The following is an 18,798-nucleotide window of genomic DNA, read 5'->3' as shown; positions in this document are numbered from 1 at the left end:
GCACCATGAGCCACCTCACCCTCGGAGTCCTTGCCAGCACGCGGAAACCTGACGAGCGACGCCTCCCGATCCACCCCCTCCACCTGGACCGCATTGCCCCGGGACTCCGGCAGCAGCTGATCCTCGAGGAGGGCTACGGCGAGCGCTTCGGCGTCTCGGACGAGCACCTGGCACCGCTCGTGGGGCGCATCGTCCCGCGTGCGCAGCTGCTGGCCGAGGCCGACGTCGTCCTCCTGCCCAAGCCGCAGCCCGAGGACCTCGCCGAACTGCGGGACGGGCAGGTCCTCTGGGGCTGGCCGCACTGCGTCCAGGACCGGGCCATCACCCAGCTGGCGATCGACAAGAAACTCACGCTGATCGCCTTCGAGGCGATGAACCACTGGGCCAGCGACGGCGGCTTCGGCCTACACGTGTTCCACAAGAACAACGAGCTGGCCGGCTACTGCTCGGTGCTGCACGCCCTGGCCCTGACCGGCTCCACCGGGGACTACGGCCGCCGGCTGAGCGCCGTCGTCATCGGCTTCGGCGCCACGGCCCGCGGCGCGGTGACGGCGCTGAATGCCCACGGCGTCCATGACGTGCAGGTGCTGACCAACCGCGGGGTTGCCGCGGTGGGCTCCCCCATCCATTCGGTGCGGATCGCGCAGTTCGACCACGACGACAAAGCGCCGTTCCTCAGCGAGGTCATCACCGAGCGCGGCCGCGTGCCGCTCGCGCCGTTCCTCGCTGAGAGCGATATTGTGGTCAACTGCACGCTCCAGGACCCGAACGCGCCGCTGACGTACCTGCGCACCGAGGACCTGGACGCCTTCCGGCCCGGCAGCCTGATCGTGGACGTGTCCTGCGACGAGGGTATGGGCTTCAGCTGGGCGAAGACCACCACGTTCGCCGACCCGAGGTTCAAGGTCGGGGACCATATTGACTACTACGCGGTGGACCACAGCCCCTCCTACCTGTGGAATTCGTCCAGCTGGGAAATCAGCGAGGCGCTGCTGCCGTTCCTGGAAACCGTGATCACCGGCCCCGAGGCGTGGACCGCGAACGAGACCATCCGCCGCGCGATCGAAATCCGCGACGGCGTCATCCTCAATCCGGATGTGCTGCAGTTCCAGAAGCGCGAACCGGAGTACCCGCACGCACCGCTGGCAGGCTAGCCAATGCTAGGGCGTGGCGGCTGCGGGCCGCCCGCCCGGGCACTTCCCCCGGCCGGCACCCTTGCGGACAATCGTCACGAGCCGCCGCCGGTCCCTCAGGTCCACCTTGAGCATCAACTGGCCACGGCGCGCCAGCACGACGGCGACGGTCGCCGCGGCCAGCGCCGGCACCCCGCCGGAAACCAGGATGGCCGTTTGCGGATCCACATGCTCGGCCAGCCAGCCGATCATCGGCCCGCCAATGGCCTGCCCGCCGATCAGCACCATGATGTACAGACTCATGACGCGCCCGCGGATGGCCATATTGGAGCTGATCTGGACCAGCTGGTTGGCGGCGGTCAGGAACATCAGGCACCAGAACCCGGCCAGCACCATCGCCGTCCCGAACCACACCATGGAAGGCGCCAGCGCGGCCAGGCAGAGCATGAGCCCGTACATTCCGGCTCCCAGCATCACTGAACGCAGCCGCAGTTCACGCCGGCGCGCGGAGGTGATGGCCCCGGCCAGCGCCCCAAGGGCCACCAGCGCGTTGAGCAGGCCGTAGCCGCCGGCGCCGACGTCGTACACGTGGTCCGCGAAAGCGGCCAGCAGCACCGGCAGGCTCATCGCGAACACCGCGACGAAGCCGGCCATCAGCCACGGCCAGTAGATGGTGGGTTTGCTCAGCGCGTAGTTCAGCCCTTCACGCAGCATCCCCTTGCGTTTGGGCACCGGCGCGCTGATGTACAGCTGGTCCTTCCGCAGCGTGAGCAGCATCGCGACGGTGAAGCAGCAGGCGACGGCATTCGCGGCGAACGCCCAGCCGGCCCCCACCGCGGTGAGCAGCAGCCCGGCGAGCGCCGGCCCGATCAGGCCGCCGAGCTGGAACGTCGTGGAGTTCACGCTGATGGCGTTCCGGAGGTAGGCCGGGCCGACGAGTTCGTTGACGAAGACCTGCCGTGCGGGCTGGTCCAGCACAGTGACCAGGCCAAGGACGAGGGCGATCACGTACACGTGCCAGACCTCGATCCGCTGGCTCAGCGCGAGCACCACCAGGATGGCTGCCAGCACAGCGGCCACTGACTGGCACAGCATCAGGATCTTCCGCTTCGCGAAGCGGTCCGCCATCATGCCAGCCCACGGGCCCAGGAACAGCGAGGGCAGGAACTGCAGGGCCACGGTGATCCCGACTGCGGTGACGGAACCGGAGAGCTGGAGCACCAGCCAGTCCTGGGCGATCCGCTGCATCCAGAGGGCGATCACGGCGATGAAGTGGCCGGTCGCGAAGATACGGAAATTGCGGACCTTCAGCGAGATAAAGGTATGGCGCCACGGCAGGCGCTGGGAGACGACGGCGATGGGCTGCGTAACGGTGTCCGGCAGGGCAGTGACGTTGGCCTCTAACGGCGGTGGGGGTGCCACAGAAAGTCCTCAAGGGAGCGGGTGAGCGGGAATGCCTTAACGCTAAGCTGGCCGCAACGGATTGTGGAAGCTTATTCACCGCATAACTCGCATTACGAAATGCAATGAACGGTTAGTTGAAGCGCCCCTCTACAGCGCCACTAGGTCGCGGAGTTCTCGATCGTGCCAATCTCTTCACGGAGACCCGCTGGCCCCCCCAGCCGACGCGGACACCGTTCGGAGAGCCTGACCCGGAACCCAGGAATCAACTATTTGCACCTGCTGGACCTCGCCCGAGACGACGTGCGCCGTCGCCAGCAAGCAGAAAGACTCTCTTCCGCCAATCGCGCGCGAGCTAGGTTTCACGTTTTCGTGAAGCATCGCCCGGGCCGCAATCAGGCATCCATGCGTATTGGAACCAATGAGCAATGTGACGTGTTGCTTGCTGGAGAATGGGTTTGGCAGCCTAATAACCAGCCCGAAGTCTGAGGTCGGGGCCGTGGCGCCTCCATCGTCGACGGTCGTTTCGGCCTCAAATCGGCGCCCATCAGCCAGTACGATGGCATGCCCGTCAAACTCAACTCCAGCGTCCAGGCGGGACAACAGCGTTCTGGTCACCTTGTTGTGGACCGGCCCGCCAATCACTATCAGATTTCGGTTCCAGCTTGTTGACGGAAAAGTACCTGACAGCCTTGTGCGGCATTCCACCTTCAGCATGTTGGTGAGATACGAAGACACCTCACCTCCTGCGATCGCTTCGCTCGGAAACACAAGTGACGAATTCTCCCGGACAGAACTTTCCGGGGCAGTCGTGAGGACCAGTTCCACTCGCTTCTCGCGCAGGACGCCCCACAGTCGTCCGGCAGGGCGCGTCTTGGTCCACCGACTCCAAACCCGGCGAGCCAAGAGTCCAAATACAAACGCAAGGCCTCCGGAGAAGAGATTTCCGGAGACCCCGCTCAAAATTTCATCAATCATTCCTTGGCCCCCCAGCCAGTTGACCGTTGTCGATAACGACTATTTCGCCTTGCAGGTCTTCGTTGGAGCTCATCTTAACCAGTCGCTCAGCAACTTCCGGCGCATTGAGCAACCGGCCTCCGGGAATCGACCGCTGCAGCCTTTCAAAATGGCCAGGATCCGCCTCATGTAATTTGCGGACCCCCGGATGATCGACCGTTCCAAGGACTGCCACGTTTAGGCGGATCCCGGCATCGGCCAGTTCCGGCGCTAAGCCCTTCGTAAATCCGTGCAGGGCAGCCTTGCTCGCTGAGTAGATCGGCAACCCATAGTTCCCGAGCGCATTGATGGACGACGTCAGCAGTATCGAGCCGCCCTGCCGGAGAGCTCCCCGTGTTGCCTCAATAACATCGACTGCCGAAAGAAAATTGTCCCTGAATGTTTCGTCGATTAGATCCAGGTCCGGACGGAAGTGTTCTTGAAGGACTTCGCGTGCCAGGGCGCCGCCAGCGACATGAATCACGCAATCGAGCCCAGCTATGGGCAATTTGAAACTCGGAATGGAATCTCCGTGGCCCAAGTTCGCTTCGATGAATCGTCCGCGCCACACCGCGCTGGCGGGCTGAGTCCGATCAATGCCCCAAACATCGAAGCCCCGTTTCCGAAGTGCTTTTGCAACCTCGGAGCCGATATAGCCGCCGACCCCCGTGACCAAGGCTGTACGGGCAACTTCGTTGATTTCATAAGGCATGCTGACAGTCTTACATTACGAGCCGCAGGCTCCGGCGCTCTCGGAACCGCGGGTCAGCCATCTTCCAGCTAGGCTGACTCGCAGATTGTGGAAATTCATCCTCCATATGCAAAACATTATGGAACGCACTGCACTGCTGCAGCGCGACCAACATGCCACTCAGGAGACCGCATGTTCGAACCCGCCCAGCTCCGCTCCTTCCTGGCCGTGGCCGAAACACTCAGCTTCACCAAGGCCGCTGAACGGCTGGGCCTCGCGCAGCCGACCGTCAGCCAGCACGTCCGCAAGCTCGAGACCGCGGCGAAACGGGTCCTGGTGGCACGCGACACCAGGGACGTGCGCCTGACCGATAACGGGGACGCCATGGCCGGTTTCGCCCGCAGCATTCTCTCCGCGCACGACGCCGCCTCCCGCTACTTCTCCGGATCGGCCATGCGCGGCCGGCTGCGCTTCGGCACGGCCGACGACCTCGCGATCACCGGCCTGCCAAGGATCCTGCGGGAGTTCCGGCAGGTCTACCCGCAGATCAACCTGGAACTCACAGTGGGTCAAAGCGACCAGCTCTACAAGCGCCTCAACGCCGGCCAGCTGGACCTTGTGTTCGTCAAGTGGGTGGCCGGGGCCAAGGACGGCACGGTGGTGCAGCAGGATTCCTTCGCCTGGGTGGGCCTGGAGCAGACCTCGCTGGACCCGGCCGAGCCCGTGCCGCTCATTGCCTACCCCGCCCCGAGCCTGAGCCGGAAGCTGGCCATCGACGCGCTTGAATCAGCGGGCCGGACCTGGCGGATCACGTGCACCACCCGGCAGATCAGCGGGGTGCTGGCCGCGGTCCGGGCCGGCATCGGCGTGGCGGTGATGCCGTCCTCACTGGTGCCGGACGACCTGAAGATCATCACCCGGCGCTTCGACCTGCCCCCGGTGGGCGACGTCGATTTCACCTTGATCCGCAACCCGCTGGCCAACACCGAGGTGATCGAGGCCCTGACGCAGACGATCGCGGGACGGACCCTGAAGCGCTCCGCCTGAGGCGCCTGCGTACCCGGGGATGTACCTACTCGGATTTCGTACTTACGCATACCATTGATCCACTCGGATTCGTGACATATCCTAAGTGTGTTGAAGGTCAAGCAGAGGCCTGTGACAACGATTCGAAATAACGAACGCTGTCCTTTGTGTCTGCCGCACGGCGACCCTCCGGAGGCGTTGGGAAAGGCCGACAATGACGCCAGCCATTAACCGTCCGCACACCCCCTCTATACCGGCAGGCCGCAGCTTAAAGACTGTGGGCCCGCTCTCCCAGGCAGTGCAGCGGGGCGCCGCCGCGCACCACCCCAGCCGCGGACGCCTGGACCCGCATCCTACGACGCTCGTTGAGGCCGAATACGTCGGCAGCCCGTACTGCGAACGCTGCGGGACGGACGAGTTCATCTACCTTGAGACTTTTGTCCCTGCCACGCACCACAGGGACGGTTCCATCAACAAGTTGGGCGAAGTCACGTACTTCTGCTCCGGTTGCGACGACTTCTCCGCCCACGCCGTGCCGGCCTCGTGGGTTCCGCCCGGCTGGTACTTCGGCTGAGCCGGCGGGCTCAGGCCCACATACGACGACGAGCCGGGCGGCCACTATTGGAGGGTGGCCGCCCGGCTCGCTTTTTTGCCCCGAGTGTTGTCGCCCCGAGGAGGGGCCTAGATCAGTCCGTCCGAGATGTGGTTTGGGGTACCGAACCGGTGTGCCGTGATGCTGATGGCCTGCTCGTGCAGGAACGGCAGCAGCTCAACGCGGCCGGCTTCGGTGACCGGGTGGAAGTAGACCGCCAGGTCGGGACGCCCGCCGGTCGCCTCGGCTAGGGCCCTGGCGTTGCCGCCAATGAGCCTGATCCGTGAGCTCGACAGCCTGGACGCAGCGGCGAGCTTGCCCGCAGAGGCCAGCCAGTCGGCGTCGTCCTCCACCGTCACGTCGACTCCGAGGCCGGAGAACACGGTGCGCAGCTGGGCGGGAACTTCGACGGCGGTGGACACCGTCAGCGCGGAGCCCGCCAGGACGCCGGCCGCCACAGTCCGGACCAGGTGGGCGAGCGGTTCGCCTTCGGAGAGCCGCACACTGACCGGCAGCGCCCGGTAGCGGAAGATGTTCCGCTCGGCGCTCAGTCCGGAGACGTCCTTAGCCGTGCCGAATTCCTCGGCCCAGGCGAGGGCGTCGGAGGCCAGGGCACGCTGCAGCGGCTCCAGCTCGCCGGCAGCCAGGACACCGCGGGCCGCTTGCTCGATCCTGCGGACTCCCGCGTGGACGGGAGCGGCGGCCGGGGTGTCGGCAGCGGTGCTGGACTTGCTGGCCCATTCGCCGAGTCCGACAAGGTAGTTGGGCCCGCCGGCCTTGGTGCCGGCGCCGACGGCGGATTTCTTCCAGCCGCCGAACGGCTGGCGCTGCACGATGGCGCCGGTGATGCCGCGGTTGACGTAGAGGTTGCCGGCCTGGACGGTGTCGAGCCAGAGGCCCACTTCGTCCGGGTTCAGCGAGTGCAGGCCGGACGTGAGGCCGTACTCGATCTGGTTCTGGATGGCGATGGCGTCCTCCAGGGTCGCCGCGGTCATCACGCCCAGGACCGGGCCGAAGAACTCGGTGAGGTGGAAGTAGGAGCCGCGGCGGACGCCGTAGCGGACGCCCGGGCTCCAGAGCTTGCCCGATTCGTCCAGCTTCCGGGGCTCGACGGCCCAGCTTTCGCCTTCACCCAGGGTGGTGAGGGCGTTGAGGAGCTTGCCATTGGCGGGTTCGATGATCGGCCCCATCTGGCTGGCCGGGTCCTCCGGGTAACCGACCTTGAGCGAGGTGACGGCGTCGATCAGCTGGTTGTGGAACCGCTTGGATTTGGCCACGGATCCCACGAGGATCACGAGCGAGGCGGCCGAGCACTTCTGCCCGGCATGGCCGAAGGCGGAGTATGCGACGTCCTTCGCGGCCAGGTCCAGGTCCGCGCTGGGGGTGACGATAATGGCATTCTTGCCGCTCGTCTCGGCCAGCAGCGGCAGGTCCTGGCGGAAGGAACGGAACAGTTCGGCCGTCTCGTAGCCGCCGGTGAGGATGACGCGGTCCACGGCGGGGTGGGAGATCAGCTGCCGCCCGAGCTCACGCTCGCCCAGTTGGACCATGGTGAGCACGTCCCGCGGGACGCCGGCTTCCCAGAGTGCCTCAACCATCACGGCACCGCTGCGGCGGGCCTGCCTGGCGGGCTTGATCACGACGGCGGAGCCGGCGGCGAGGGCGGCCAGGGTGGAGCCGGCCGGAATCGCCACCGGGAAGTTCCACGGCGGGGTCACCACGGTCAGCTTCGCCGGCACGAACGTGGCGCCGTCGACGCCGTCGAGCTTGCGGGCCGATTCGGCGTAATAGTGCGCGAAGTCAACTGCCTCGCTGACCTCGGGGTCGCCCTGGTCGATGGTTTTGCCGGTTTCGCTGGCCATGACCTCGAGCAGTTCAGCGCGGCGGGCTTCGAGAACGTCGCCGGCGCGGTGCAGGATCGCGGCGCGCTCGTCACCGGAGAGGGCGCCCCAGGCCTTGCCCTTTTCCACCGCCGTATCGATCACGGCGTTGAGGGTCTGCTCATCGTTGATCGTGGCGGCCTCGACGGCGGCGTTGCCCAGCGTGGAGCCCGCCACGCGGCCCAGGATGGCGCGGCCCCAGTCGCGGTTGGCCGGCAGCGAGGGGTCGGTGTCGGCGGTGTTCGCGAACGAGTCGTGCGGCATCGGCTCGGCCGGGAGGCTGCGGTTCTGCCGGCGGTTGGGCGGCGGGACCTCGTCGTCGAGCTTGGCGAGGGAAGCGAGGAAGCGCTGCTTTTCGCGTTCGAAGAGCGCCCTGCTTTCTGCGGAATTTCCGCCCAGTTCGAAGACGGCGGACATGAAGTTGTCCTGGCTGGCGCCCTCTTCGAGGCGGCGGATCAGGTAGGCGATCGCGACGTCGAACTCGGCAGGGTGGACCACCGGCGTGTAGAGGAGCAGTGAGCCGACGTCCTTCTTGACGGCTTCAGCCTGGCCCTGGGCCATGCCGAGCAGCATCTCGAACTCGATGCTCTGCTCTGCGGTATCCGCGATGCCGCGCTGCTTGGCGAGCAGCCAGGCGAAGGCGATGTCGAAGAGGTTGTGGCCGGCGACGCCGATCCGGATGTTGCCGATCCGGTCCGGGTGCAACGCGTAATTGATGACGCGCTTGTAGTTGGTGTCCGAGTCCTGCTTGGTGTTCCAGGTGGCGAGCGGCCAGTCGTGCAGGGACGCTTCGACCTGTTCCATCGGCAGGTTGGCGCCCTTGACGACGCGGACTTTGATTGCGGCGCCGCCGTCGGCGCGGCGGGCGGCGGCCCAGTCCTGCAGGCGGATCATGGCGGCGAGGGCGTCCGGGAGGTAGGCCTGCAGCACGATGCCGGCCTCGAGGTTCTTGAACTCGGGCTCGTCCAGGATCCTGGTGAAGACCGCGATGGTCATGTCGAGGTCCTTGTACTCCTCCATGTCCAGGTTGATGAACTTGGCCTTCTGTCCGCCGGCTGCAAAGGAGGCGGCGCGCGCGAAAAGCGGGGTGAGCTTCTCGACGACGTGCTCCACGGCCTCGTCGAAGGCCCAGGCTGAGTGCGGGGCCACCGTGGAGGAGACCTTGATGGAGACGTAGTCCACGTCGGGGCGGGACAGGAGCTTGTGGGTTCCCTCCAGGCGGCGGGAGGCCTCGTGTTCGCCGAGTACTGCTTCGCCGAGGAGGTTGACGTTGAGCTTGATCCCCTCCTTGCGGATCTTGGCGATGGCGGGGCCCAGCTTGGCGTCGGTGGCATCAACGATGAGGTGGCCGACCATTTCACGGAGCACGCGGCGGGCAATCGGGATGACTACCTGGGGCAGGACCGGAGCCATGGTGCCGCCGAGCCGGACGGCGCTGCGCATGTACCAGGGCAGGAAGGCTGGGACCTTGGGGGCCAGTGCGGCGAGGTTGCGGGCGGCGACCGCCAGGTCTTCGGGGCGGACGACGCCGTCGACGAACCCGACGGTGAAATCAAGGCCGTTGGGGTCCTTCAGGACACCGGCGAGCTGCTCGGCGGAGGCGTCAACGGGGACCTTGGCCGCCTCAGTGAGCCAGTGGCGTACCAGCCCGATGGTCTCCTCGGCGAGGGCTGCGGCCTCAAGGACCGGAGAGCCTTCCGAGACGGGTGCGTGCCCGGCCGCGCTGCCAGTGTTCACACCGGACTCCGTTGAAATGTTGGTCATGGCTGGTACTCGTTCTTTCTCAAAATGTGGACCGTTCCAAGTTCAGTATGCAACCGGATTTTCATAAGATAAAGCGATGTTTTCCGAGCAATACTGGTTAGAAACATCGAACATTTCCGGACCAGGTGGACTCGCCCCGGAACACACGAATGCGCTATCACTTTTGGCTCCCGAAAGGCGCGGATGGGAGCCAAAAGTGATAGCGCAACTCGGGTAGGTGTACCTAGCCGACGTGGCGGTGCATTTCCACGGCCTCTTCGTGCCGCGGGCTGTCCGGGTTCATCAGCGAGTGCTTGCGGCCGTAGCCGAAATAGATGACCAGACCGATGACGAGCCAGACGCCAAAGCGCAGCCAGGTCTCCCAGTGCAGCTGGAGCATCAGGAACCCGGAGGCCAGGACACCGAAGGCCGGCACCAGCGGCATGAGCGGCAGCCGGAAGGTGCGCGGCGCGTCGGGCTTCTTGTACCGGAACACGATCACCGAGAAACAGACGACTACGAACGCGGCCAGGATGCCGATGTTGGTCAGGTCCGCGACGGCCTTGATCGGGAACACGCCGGCCAGCAGGGCGGACGCGACGCCGGCGATCCAGGTGACGCGCTGCGGGGTGCCGCGGCTGTCCGTCTTGGCGAACCAGCCGGGGAGCAGCCCGTCGCGGCTCATCGAAAACCAGACCCTCGTGCAGCCGAGGAGGAAGGTGAGCATAACCGTCATGATCGACAGCACGGCAAAGACCGAGATGATCGTGGCGACGACCGGCAATCCCACACTCGTGAAGGCGGAGGCGAAGCCGGCCTTGGGGTCGATGTCCTGGTAGTTCTGCATGCCCGTGAGCACCAGGGTTGCGGCGACGTACAGGAGCATCGCGATTATCAGGGACATAATGATGGCCTTGGGCATGTGCTTCTTGCCGTCCTTCGCCTCTTCCGCAGCGGTGCTCATGGCGTCATAACCGAACACAGCGAAGAACACCGTGGCCGCGCCGGCCACGACCGGGCCGAAGCCGCTCGGCATAAACGGGTTGTAGTTTTCCGTATTGATGTAGAAGATGCCGAGACCGATGATGAAAAGGATCAGGACCACCTTGATCCCGACGGCCACGAGTTCGAAGCGGCCGAAGGTCTTGGTGCCGCGGGACAGGATCCAGGTCACCAGCAGGCAGATCGCGATCGCGGGAACATTGATAATCCCGCCCGTCCCCTCATCGGGAGTCGCTGTCATCCAGGCGGGCATGTGAATGCCGATGCCGGACAGGAAAGCGTCGAAGTAGCCGGAAATGCCGATGGCCACAACGGCCACGATGGCGATGTACTCCAGCAGCAGGTCCCAGCCAATGAACCAGCCGATGATTTCACCGAGCGCCACGTAACCGTATGTGTAGGCCGAGCCGGCGCGCGGAATCATGCCGGCGAATTCGGCGTAGGACAATGCTGCGGCCGCCGAGGCCAGGCCTGCGATCAGGAAGGAAAACAGCACCGCCGGACCGACGCCGGGCTCGGACTCACTGCCGTGGGCCACGAGGCCCGCCAGGGAGAAGATGCCGACGCCGATGATGCCGCCGACGCCGATGGCGGTCAGCTGCCAGAGCCCGAGGCTCTTGAACAGGCCGCTGTGAAGGTTCTCTTCCTCGATGTCGTCGATGGGCTTGCGCCTCAAAATCGACTTGGAGATGTCTTTTGTTGTCATTTCAGGGTCTCCCGCTTAGGTGTGGCACCCATCAATCCACCCTGTGATGGGGGTTACTCAACGACAACAGTATGCAAGTCCGATTGCATTAGATAAAGTGAATTCTCCTAATCAATAACCATTAGAATTCACAAAGGAATACCGATGCTGGATGTCCGGCGGTTGCGCCTGCTGCGCGAACTGAAGATCCGGGGCACCCTGGCCGAGGTCGCGGAGGCGCTCCAGTACAGCCCATCGTCGGTCTCACAGCAGCTGGCCCTCCTGGAGAAGGAAGCCGGCGTCGAACTGCTCCGCAAGACCGGACGCCGGGTCCAGCTCACCCCGCAGGCCGAGGTTCTGGTGGCCCACACGGCACAGCTCCTGGAGACCTTGGAACAGGCCGAGGCGGACCTGGCAGCCTCACTGACCACCGTGACGGGAACAGTCCGCATTGCCGTGTTCCAATCCGCGGCGCTGGCCCTGATGCCCGATGCCCTCACCCGGATGTCGTCACGGTATCCCGAAGTCCGGATTGAAATGACCCAGCGGGAACCCGAAACGGCACTTCATGAGACCTGGGCCCGGGACTTCGACCTGGTGATTGCCGAGCAGTACCCCGGACACGCGGCACCCCGCTATGCCGAGCTCGACCGGCTCCGGCTCACAAGCGATGCGATCCGCCTCGCGGTTCCGCCACGCGCCGCCAGCCGGCCGGCCGTAACATCCCTCACCGACACCGCCGGGCTGGCCTGGGTGATGGAGCCCCGTGGGGCCGCGTCACGGCATTGGGCCGAGCAGGCCTGCCGCAGCGCCGGCTTCGAGCCCGACGTCCGCTTCGAAACCGCCGACCTGCAAGCCCAGATCCGGCTGATCGAATCCGGGAACGCCGTGGCCCTCATGCCGGACCTTGTCTGGACCGGAAGAGGCACAACGTCGCAACTGATCACCCTGCCGGGCGATCCGCACCGGACCATCTTTACCTCGGTGCGGCACTCCAGCGCCAAGCGCCCGGCCATCCTGGCTGCCCGGGAGATCCTGGCCGAGACGGCCGCGTCCATCCCGCCCGCCGGCCCGTAAGCCGCCAGACGTTGTTGTCAGGCGTTGTTGGCTGGCTCACAGCGTTTGCGGCGCCCCGGCGCTAGACTGGTGCCGTTATGAATCGCACAATATTCAAGTCCAAAATCCACCGCGCCACGGTCACGCACGCGGACCTCCACTATGTCGGTTCGGTCACCGTGGACCTGGATCTGCTGGAAGCGGCCGACATCCTTCCCGGCGAGCTGGTGTCCATTGTCGACGTCACCAACGGCGCCCGGCTGGAGACGTACACGATTGCCGGCGAACGCGGTTCCGGGGTGATCGGGATCAACGGCGCCGCTGCGCACCTTATGCACGAGAACGACATCATCATTCTGATCACCTACGCCCAGATGACCACGGAGGAAGCCAGGGCCTACAGCCCCAAGGTGGTCCATGTGGATAACGACAACAAAATTGTCCAGATCGGCAACGACCCCGCGGAGGGCCATACCCCCGGAATCATGCGCCCCCCGTACGCCCTGAACAACGCCACGCTGAACTGACGACCGGATCCAGCCTGCCTACTTCCGCCGTAACAGGCGCCCGGGGTAAATAAAGCTGATTAGTCTGGGACGGTGACTGCCACCCATTCCCCGCCCCCGACGCTGCGGACCGCAGCATGCTAGGCGTTCTCGCCGGGTTCTTCGTGGTCTGGTGCATCATCCTGGTGGGCACGTTTGTCGGCCGGCTCGGCATTCTGGGCGAGAACGCCCGCTCCGTGCTCAGCGCCCTGACCTTCTTCGTCGCCAGTCCGGCGCTGCTGTTCGAAACGCTCAGCAAGGCCAAACTCCACGACGTCTTCGCCGCACCCCTGCTGGTCACGGCTGCCGGGGCCATCGCGACGGCGGCGCTGTTCTTCGTCATTGTCCGTTTCCTGCTCAAACGCTCGGTTCCGGAATCCCTCATGTCCTCTATGGGCGCGTCGCTGGCCAATTCCGCCAACCTGGGCATCCCCATTGCCGTTTTCGTCCTCGGCGACGCCAGCTACGTGGCTCCGCTGCTGATCTTCCAGCTGGCCTTCTTCACGCCGCTGTTCCTGATGGCCCTCGACGCCACCACGAGCAAACACCGGACCACCCCGTTGGGCTTCGGTCTGATGATCCTGCGGAACCCCATGATCGTGGGCTCCGGGCTCGGGCTCCTCGTAGCGGGCACGGGCTGGACGGTTCCCGAGCTCGTGATGCAGCCCATCCACCTCATTGGTGGCGCCGCGATTCCGGCCATGCTGATCGCCTTTGGCATGAGCCTCAACGGCTCCCGGCCGCTGCAGGCCTCGGCCAACCGCCGCCTCGACACCGTGCTGGCGAGCGGCTTCAAGCTCATCGTCCACCCGGCGCTGGCCTATGTTTTCGCACGTTTCGTCCTCGGTATGGCGGACCAGGCGCTCTTCGCCGTGGTGGTCACCTCGGCGCTGCCCACGGCGCAGAACGTGTTCGTTGTCGCCACCCGCTACCAGACCGGCCTCACCGTCGCGAAGGACACCGTGCTCATCACCACCATCGTTGCCGTGCCGGCCATGATCTGCGTGGCGCTGCTCCTCGCCTGACACCTGCCGCGCCCGGCGATCCGCCGGTCCCGGCCCCAACACCATCCGGAGGACCCCTTGAAGACCAGCCTGGATACCGTCGTCATCGGTGGCGGGGCCATGGGCTCTGCGGCCACCTGGGCCCTGGCCAGCCGCGGCCGGGCCGTGACCCTGCTGGAGCAGTTCAGCCCCGGACACCGCAACGGCGCCTCGCACGGCACCACCCGGAACTTCAACCCCGGCTACGCGGACCCGGACTACGTGGCCATGCTGGCCGAGGCCGTCCGGCTGTGGGACGAACTGGAAACGGACAGCGGCGAGCGCCTCCTGGCGCGCACCGGCGTCGTCAACCACGGAACGGATCCCCGGCTGGGCGAGGTGCAGGGCGCCCTGCACCGGGCCGGGCTGCGGGCCGGTTTCCTGAGTGCGGCAGAAGCCGCCGAACGCTGGCGCGGCATCCGGTTCGACCAGCAGGTGCTGCACATGCCCGACGGCGGTCAGCTGAATCCAGACGCCGCCCTGCCGGTGCTGCAGCGCCTGGCCGCGGACCGCGGGGCCGACATCCGGCACCGGGTCAAGGTGCTGGACCTCGCCGTGGAGGACGACGGCGTCCGGCTCACCGTCGACGACGGCGGCCGCACCGAGGTACTGACCGCCCGGCAGGCCGTGGTCACTGCCGGGGCCTGGACCGCCAAACTGCTCGGTGCCGCGGCGGCGCTCCCCTGGCTCACCGTCACGCAGGAACAGCCGGCGCACTTCGCCATTGCGGACGAGGGCGCGATCTGGCCCGGCTTCAACCATGTCCCGGGCCACGGCGCGGAGTTCGCGGACTGGTACTCGCCGGTCTACGGCATGCAGACCCCCGGCGAGGGGGTCAAGGCCGGCTGGCACGGCGTGGGGCCCGTGGTGGACCCGGACCGGAGGTCGTACACGCCGGAGCCCGCGCAAATGGCGGCGCTGCAGCGCTACGCCCGGGCGTGGCTGCCGGGCCTGGACGCGGACTCCCTCACCGACATCAGCTGCACGTACACCACCACCGCGGACGAGAACTTCATCCTCGACCGCATCGGACCCCTCGTGATCGGCGCGGGGTTCTCCGGCCATGGGTTTAAATTCACGCCGGTCGTCGGGCGGATCCTCGCCGACCTCGCGACCGGGGAGGGCCCGGCCCCGGCGATCTTCTCGGCGTCCCGCCCGCGGGCCCGCTGACCACCGCCACCCGAAAGCAACGCGGGCGCCGGTAGGCTGGGACCGGCCTTAACCCGGTCTGCCGATACCGGGGCAACAGCACGAAGCGGGGACAAATTGCACACCGTCACACCACGCGGGACCACCAGGTCCGGCGCCGTCGACTGGATCACTGCCGGGCTGGCAGGGCTGCTGCTCATCTCCGCCACGGCCTGCGCCGGCCCCGAAACCACCCCGCCGGCCGCCCCGGCCCCCGCCGCGAGCTCCGCCGCCAGTAACGCCGCATCCGCCGCCCCGACCGCCGAAAGCCCCGCGCCCGCCCCCGGGGCCGTTCCGCCGGACCCCGGCACCGCCGCCGGCAAGGCCCTCGACGTGCTGGCCACGATCCCGGTCAAGGGCCGGGCGCCTAAAACGGGTTACTCGCGCGAACAGTTCGGCCAGGCCTGGGCCGACGTCGACCGCAACGGCTGCGACACCCGCAACGACGTGCTCCGCCGGGACCTGACCGCCCTCGCCCTCAAGCCCGGCACCGGGGACTGCGTTGTCCTCTCCGGCATCCTGAACGACCCCTACACGGCGACGCTGATCAACTTCCTCCGCGGCAACAGCACCAGCTCCGCCGTGCAGATCGACCATGTGGTGGCCCTCAGCGATGCCTGGCAGAAAGGCGCCCAGCAGCTCACCGCGGCCCAGCGGCTCGCCCTCGCCAACGATCCGCTGAACCTGCTCGCGGTGGACGGCCCCAGCAACCAGCAAAAGAGCGACGGCGACGCCGCCACCTGGCTGCCGCCGAACAAGTCATATCGCTGCGACTACGTCGCCCGCCAGATCTCGGTCAAGTCCAGCTACGGGCTGTGGGTCACCCAGGCGGAGCACGATGCGATGGCGCGGATCCTTGGCGGCTGCCCGGACACAACCACCTCCGGCAGCCAGGTGACCCCGGCCGCGGCAGCACAGGTTCCTGCCGCCCCGGCGGACCCGGCCCCGGCCCCGGCAGCACCGGCGCCCGCTGCGGCCTACTATGCGAACTGCGCCGCAGCCCGGGCCGCCGGAGCCGCACCGCTGCGGGCGGGCCAGCCCGGCTACCGCGAGCAGATGGACGGCGACCGCGACGGCGTCGCCTGCGAATAGGGAGCCGGGCCCTGCGGACTTAGTTCTTCGGCAGCGCGTCCAGCAGCCGCGCGCAGCGGATGAAACCCAGGTGCGAGTACGCCTGCGGATGGTTCCCCAAGTGCCTTTCGGTGCCCGGGTCGTATTCCTCCGGCAGCAGCCCGGTGGGCCCGAACAGGTTGACCAGCTGGTCGAACAGGTCCCAGGCCTCCTCGACCCGCCCCACCGCCACGTAGGCCTCGATCAGCCAGGTGGTGCAGATGTGGAAGCCACCCTCCAGGCCCGGCAGGCCGTCGTCGTACCGGTAACGGAACACGGTGGGACCCACGCGCAGTTCACGTTCCACCGCCGTGACCGTGTCCAGGAAGCGCTGGTCGGCGACGTCAAGGAGGCCGGACAGCCCGATGTGCAGCACCGCGGCGTCCAGGTCCGGGCTGTCGTAGGCCACGGTGTAGGACGCGGCGCTCTCATCCCACCCCTCGCGCAGGACTTCCTCCCGAATGACTGCCGCCGCCGGCTCCCATTCGGGAAGTGGCGTCCGGCCGTGCCGGGCGGCGGTGCGCAGGGCCCGGTCCAGCGCCACCCAGCACATCACCTTGGTGTAGATGTGGTGCCGGGGAGCCCGCCGGGCTTCCCAGATCCCGTGGTCCGCCTCGTGCCAGCGGGCCAGGACGGCGGCGGCCATCTGGACCATCAGCTCCCAGTGGGCATCGGCCAGCGCCCCCTGCCGGGCGCCCAGGGCGTCGATGAGCTCGGCGATCGGCCCGAAAACGTCCAGTTGCACCTGGTGGTCCGCGGCGTTGCCGATCCGTACGGGCCGGGAGCCCGCGTACCCGGGGAGGCTTTCGATGATGGCCTCGGTGGACAGCGGGGCCCCGGTAACTGAATAGAGCGGGTGCAGCCATTCCGGGCCCGGGGCGTGGGTGAGAATCCGGCCCAGCCACGCCAGGAAACCCTCCGCTTCGGAGGTCGAGCCGAGGTCCACGAGCGCGTTGACCGTCAAGGAACCGTCCCGCAGCCAGCAGTACCGGTAGTCCCAGTTCCGGGTGCCGCCGATCCCCTCCGGCAGCGAGGTGGTGGGCGCGGCCAGCACCGCGCCGGTGGGCTCATGGACCAGGGCGCGGAGCACCAGCGCGGACCGCCGGACCAGGGAGGGTTTCACCGCGGGCAGCTGGAGTGCCTGCACCCAGCGCCGGGAATGATGCGCGACGGCGGCGCGGCGCGAGTTTTCCTCGGGCGGCTCCGCGCGCTGGGGTTCCGTGTCGCCGCAGCGCAGGTTCAGCACCACCGGGCCGTGCCGCAGCTCGACGTCGGCCGTGGCCGTGGCATGGCGGCCGTCCGACGTAATCGTGAAGCTGACGCCGGGGGCGAGCAGGATGATCGGGTCCGCGGTCCCCACGACGTTCAGCTCGGCACCGCGGGCCTCCATGCTGAAGGGCGCGTTCGCGTAGTCCGGGCGGGGCGCAAAGACAATCCTTGCCGTTCCGGTGCCCGAGAGCACCCGGACCAGGCTGGTTACGCCTTCCGGCGCCGGTTCCAGGTAGTCAGTGACGGTGACGTCGGCCCAGCGGGTTTCCACGATCATGGTGCTGTCCACATAGCGCTGGCCCAGGACCTGCGAGGCCTTCACCGGTTCCACCGAGAAATGCCCGGCCGCGTCGCCGCCGAGCAGATGCGCGAAGAGGGATCCGGAGTCCGGCAGCGGATGGCTCATCCAGCAGATCCTGGCATCCGGGGTGATGAGGGCCGTGGAGGAGCCATTGCCGATCATGGAATGCCGTTCCAGCCCGACTGCGTCCTCCCCGAACAGCCAGGCCCGCCGCAGTTCAAAGAGGATCGCCCGCACCCGGGCGAAGGACTCGGGGTCCCGCAGCCGGTGCGCGGCCAGAGTCGGGCCCTCCCCCACGCGCAGGGCCATGTCCGGCCCGCGCAGAGTGGCCATCGCCAGCTCATCGCTGGCAGCATCCCCCGCGTAAAGGGCTGCGCTGACGCCGAGCATGGAGCGCAAATGTTCCAGGGCGCCGGCCTTGGCCGGATCCACCACGGACAGGTCCAGGACCGAGCCGTCCACAATGAAGTGCAGCCCGTGGGCCCGGGCGATTTCCTCCGCCTGCTGCGTGGCCAGCGCCACGACGTCGGGAGCGGCCGGGCGGGTGTGCACGGACACGGCGACGGGCTTCCGCTCGATGGTGATGCCACGGTAGGCGCCCACAGTTTCGGCGAGCGCCTGGCTGGCCTGCTGCAGGACCGATTCGGTGGCGAGGGACAGGCCGTGGGCGTAGCCCATGTCGAACTCCGCGCCGTGCGAGCCGACCAGATGCACTTCGGCGGGAAGGCGGGAGACGGCGGCCAGGTCACGCAGGGAACGCCCCGAGACGACGGCAGCGTGGGTGTTGGGGAGGGCGGCCAGCGCCCGGAGGGCAATCGCGGCGCTGCCCAGCGGCAGGGTCTCACTGGAGATGCCTTCCGCAGCGCACAGGGTTCCGCCGTAGTTGCAGGCCACCAGCAGCCCCGGGGCGCGGGCCAGGATCTTGAGCTCCGCCAGCAGCTGCGGCGTCAGCCCGTCGTCGGCCGCGTTGGTCTGCACAAACGCGCGGAGCAGGCCCAGCGGCAGGGACTTCGTCAGGAGGGCAGAGTCGGCCAGGGACTGGTTGAGCGGAGTGGGCATGCGCGGAGTCCTTAGATTAGTCCCCAATGCGTGCGTGAGACCCCCGGAAAGGGTGTACTCCCAGTATCGTCCCGGCCC

At 67.1% G+C, this 18,798-nt stretch carries 13 protein-coding genes; 8 read left to right on the top strand and 5 right to left on the bottom strand.

What is annotated here, in order from left to right; genetic code table 11:
- The first annotated feature begins 5 nt into the window (after positions 1-5).
- Positions 6-1,154 (top strand): N(5)-(carboxyethyl)ornithine synthase, encoded by a 1,149-nt coding sequence (locus GXK59_RS18795; protein WP_160668855.1) that lies wholly within the window; start codon positions 6-8, stop codon positions 1,152-1,154.
- 6 nt (positions 1,155-1,160) lie between these two features.
- On the opposite strand, the gene GXK59_RS18790 is transcribed toward GXK59_RS18795, so the two are convergent.
- Entirely contained in the window at positions 1,161-2,555 is a 1,395-nt protein-coding gene (locus GXK59_RS18790; protein ID WP_160668854.1) for an MFS transporter, read from the bottom strand.
- A gap of 949 nt (positions 2,556-3,504) precedes the next feature.
- Positions 3,505-4,242 carry an SDR family NAD(P)-dependent oxidoreductase gene (locus GXK59_RS18785; RefSeq protein ID WP_160668853.1) on the bottom strand — a complete coding sequence of 246 codons (738 nt, stop codon included), beginning with the start codon at positions 4,240-4,242 and terminating at the stop codon, positions 3,505-3,507.
- A 171-nt stretch (positions 4,243-4,413) separates the two neighbouring features.
- On the opposite strand from GXK59_RS18785, the gene GXK59_RS18780 reads away from it, so the two are divergent.
- Both GXK59_RS18780 and GXK59_RS18775 read left to right on the top strand, forming a co-directional pair.
- Entirely contained in the window at positions 4,414-5,268 is an 855-nt protein-coding gene (locus GXK59_RS18780) for a LysR substrate-binding domain-containing protein (RefSeq protein ID WP_024366309.1), read from the top strand.
- 256 nt (positions 5,269-5,524) lie between these two features.
- Positions 5,525-5,821, top strand: a complete 297-nt coding sequence (locus GXK59_RS18775; RefSeq protein WP_024366310.1) for a hypothetical protein — start codon at positions 5,525-5,527, stop codon at positions 5,819-5,821.
- Between the two features lie 107 nt (positions 5,822-5,928).
- Here GXK59_RS18775 and GXK59_RS18770 read toward each other — a convergent pair whose 3' ends face one another.
- Positions 5,929-9,483 carry a proline dehydrogenase family protein gene (locus GXK59_RS18770; protein ID WP_160668852.1) on the bottom strand — a complete coding sequence of 1,185 codons (3,555 nt, stop codon included), beginning with the start codon at positions 9,481-9,483 and terminating at the stop codon, positions 5,929-5,931.
- A gap of 223 nt (positions 9,484-9,706) precedes the next feature.
- Entirely contained in the window at positions 9,707-11,170 is a 1,464-nt protein-coding gene (locus GXK59_RS18765; protein ID WP_160668851.1) for an amino acid permease, read from the bottom strand.
- A gap of 144 nt (positions 11,171-11,314) precedes the next feature.
- Between GXK59_RS18765 and GXK59_RS18760 the strand changes: the two genes are divergently transcribed.
- The 5 genes from GXK59_RS18760 to GXK59_RS18740 all read left to right on the top strand — a co-directional run bounded on the left by GXK59_RS18760 (position 11,315) and on the right by GXK59_RS18740 (position 16,073).
- Positions 11,315-12,226 carry a LysR substrate-binding domain-containing protein gene (locus tag GXK59_RS18760; protein ID WP_160668850.1) on the top strand — a complete coding sequence of 304 codons (912 nt, stop codon included), beginning with the start codon at positions 11,315-11,317 and terminating at the stop codon, positions 12,224-12,226.
- 77 nt (positions 12,227-12,303) lie between these two features.
- Complete coding sequence (gene panD / locus GXK59_RS18755; RefSeq protein WP_202129166.1) at positions 12,304-12,732, top strand: aspartate 1-decarboxylase; 429 nt, start codon at positions 12,304-12,306, stop codon at positions 12,730-12,732.
- A gap of 116 nt (positions 12,733-12,848) precedes the next feature.
- Positions 12,849-13,775: an AEC family transporter gene (locus GXK59_RS18750; RefSeq protein ID WP_160668849.1), complete on the top strand. Its 927-nt coding sequence runs from the start codon at positions 12,849-12,851 to the stop codon at positions 13,773-13,775.
- A 57-nt stretch (positions 13,776-13,832) separates the two neighbouring features.
- Positions 13,833-14,963: an FAD-dependent oxidoreductase gene (locus GXK59_RS18745; protein ID WP_160668848.1), complete on the top strand. Its 1,131-nt coding sequence runs from the start codon at positions 13,833-13,835 to the stop codon at positions 14,961-14,963.
- 96 nt (positions 14,964-15,059) lie between these two features.
- Complete coding sequence (locus GXK59_RS18740; protein ID WP_160668847.1) at positions 15,060-16,073, top strand: GmrSD restriction endonuclease domain-containing protein; 1,014 nt, start codon at positions 15,060-15,062, stop codon at positions 16,071-16,073.
- A gap of 19 nt (positions 16,074-16,092) precedes the next feature.
- Here the strand turns inward: GXK59_RS18740 and GXK59_RS18735 are convergent, their stop codons facing one another.
- Positions 16,093-18,720 (bottom strand): trehalase-like domain-containing protein, encoded by a 2,628-nt coding sequence (locus GXK59_RS18735; RefSeq protein WP_160668846.1) that lies wholly within the window; start codon positions 18,718-18,720, stop codon positions 16,093-16,095.
- Positions 18,721-18,798: the final 78 nt, after the last annotated feature.

The sequence above is a fragment of the Pseudarthrobacter sp. ATCC 49987 genome (assembly GCF_009928425.1).
Classification (GTDB): Bacteria; Actinomycetota; Actinomycetes; order Actinomycetales; family Micrococcaceae; genus Arthrobacter.
Note: the sequence above shows the minus strand (reverse complement) of the source record. Positions and strands in the feature narration are given on the sequence as shown.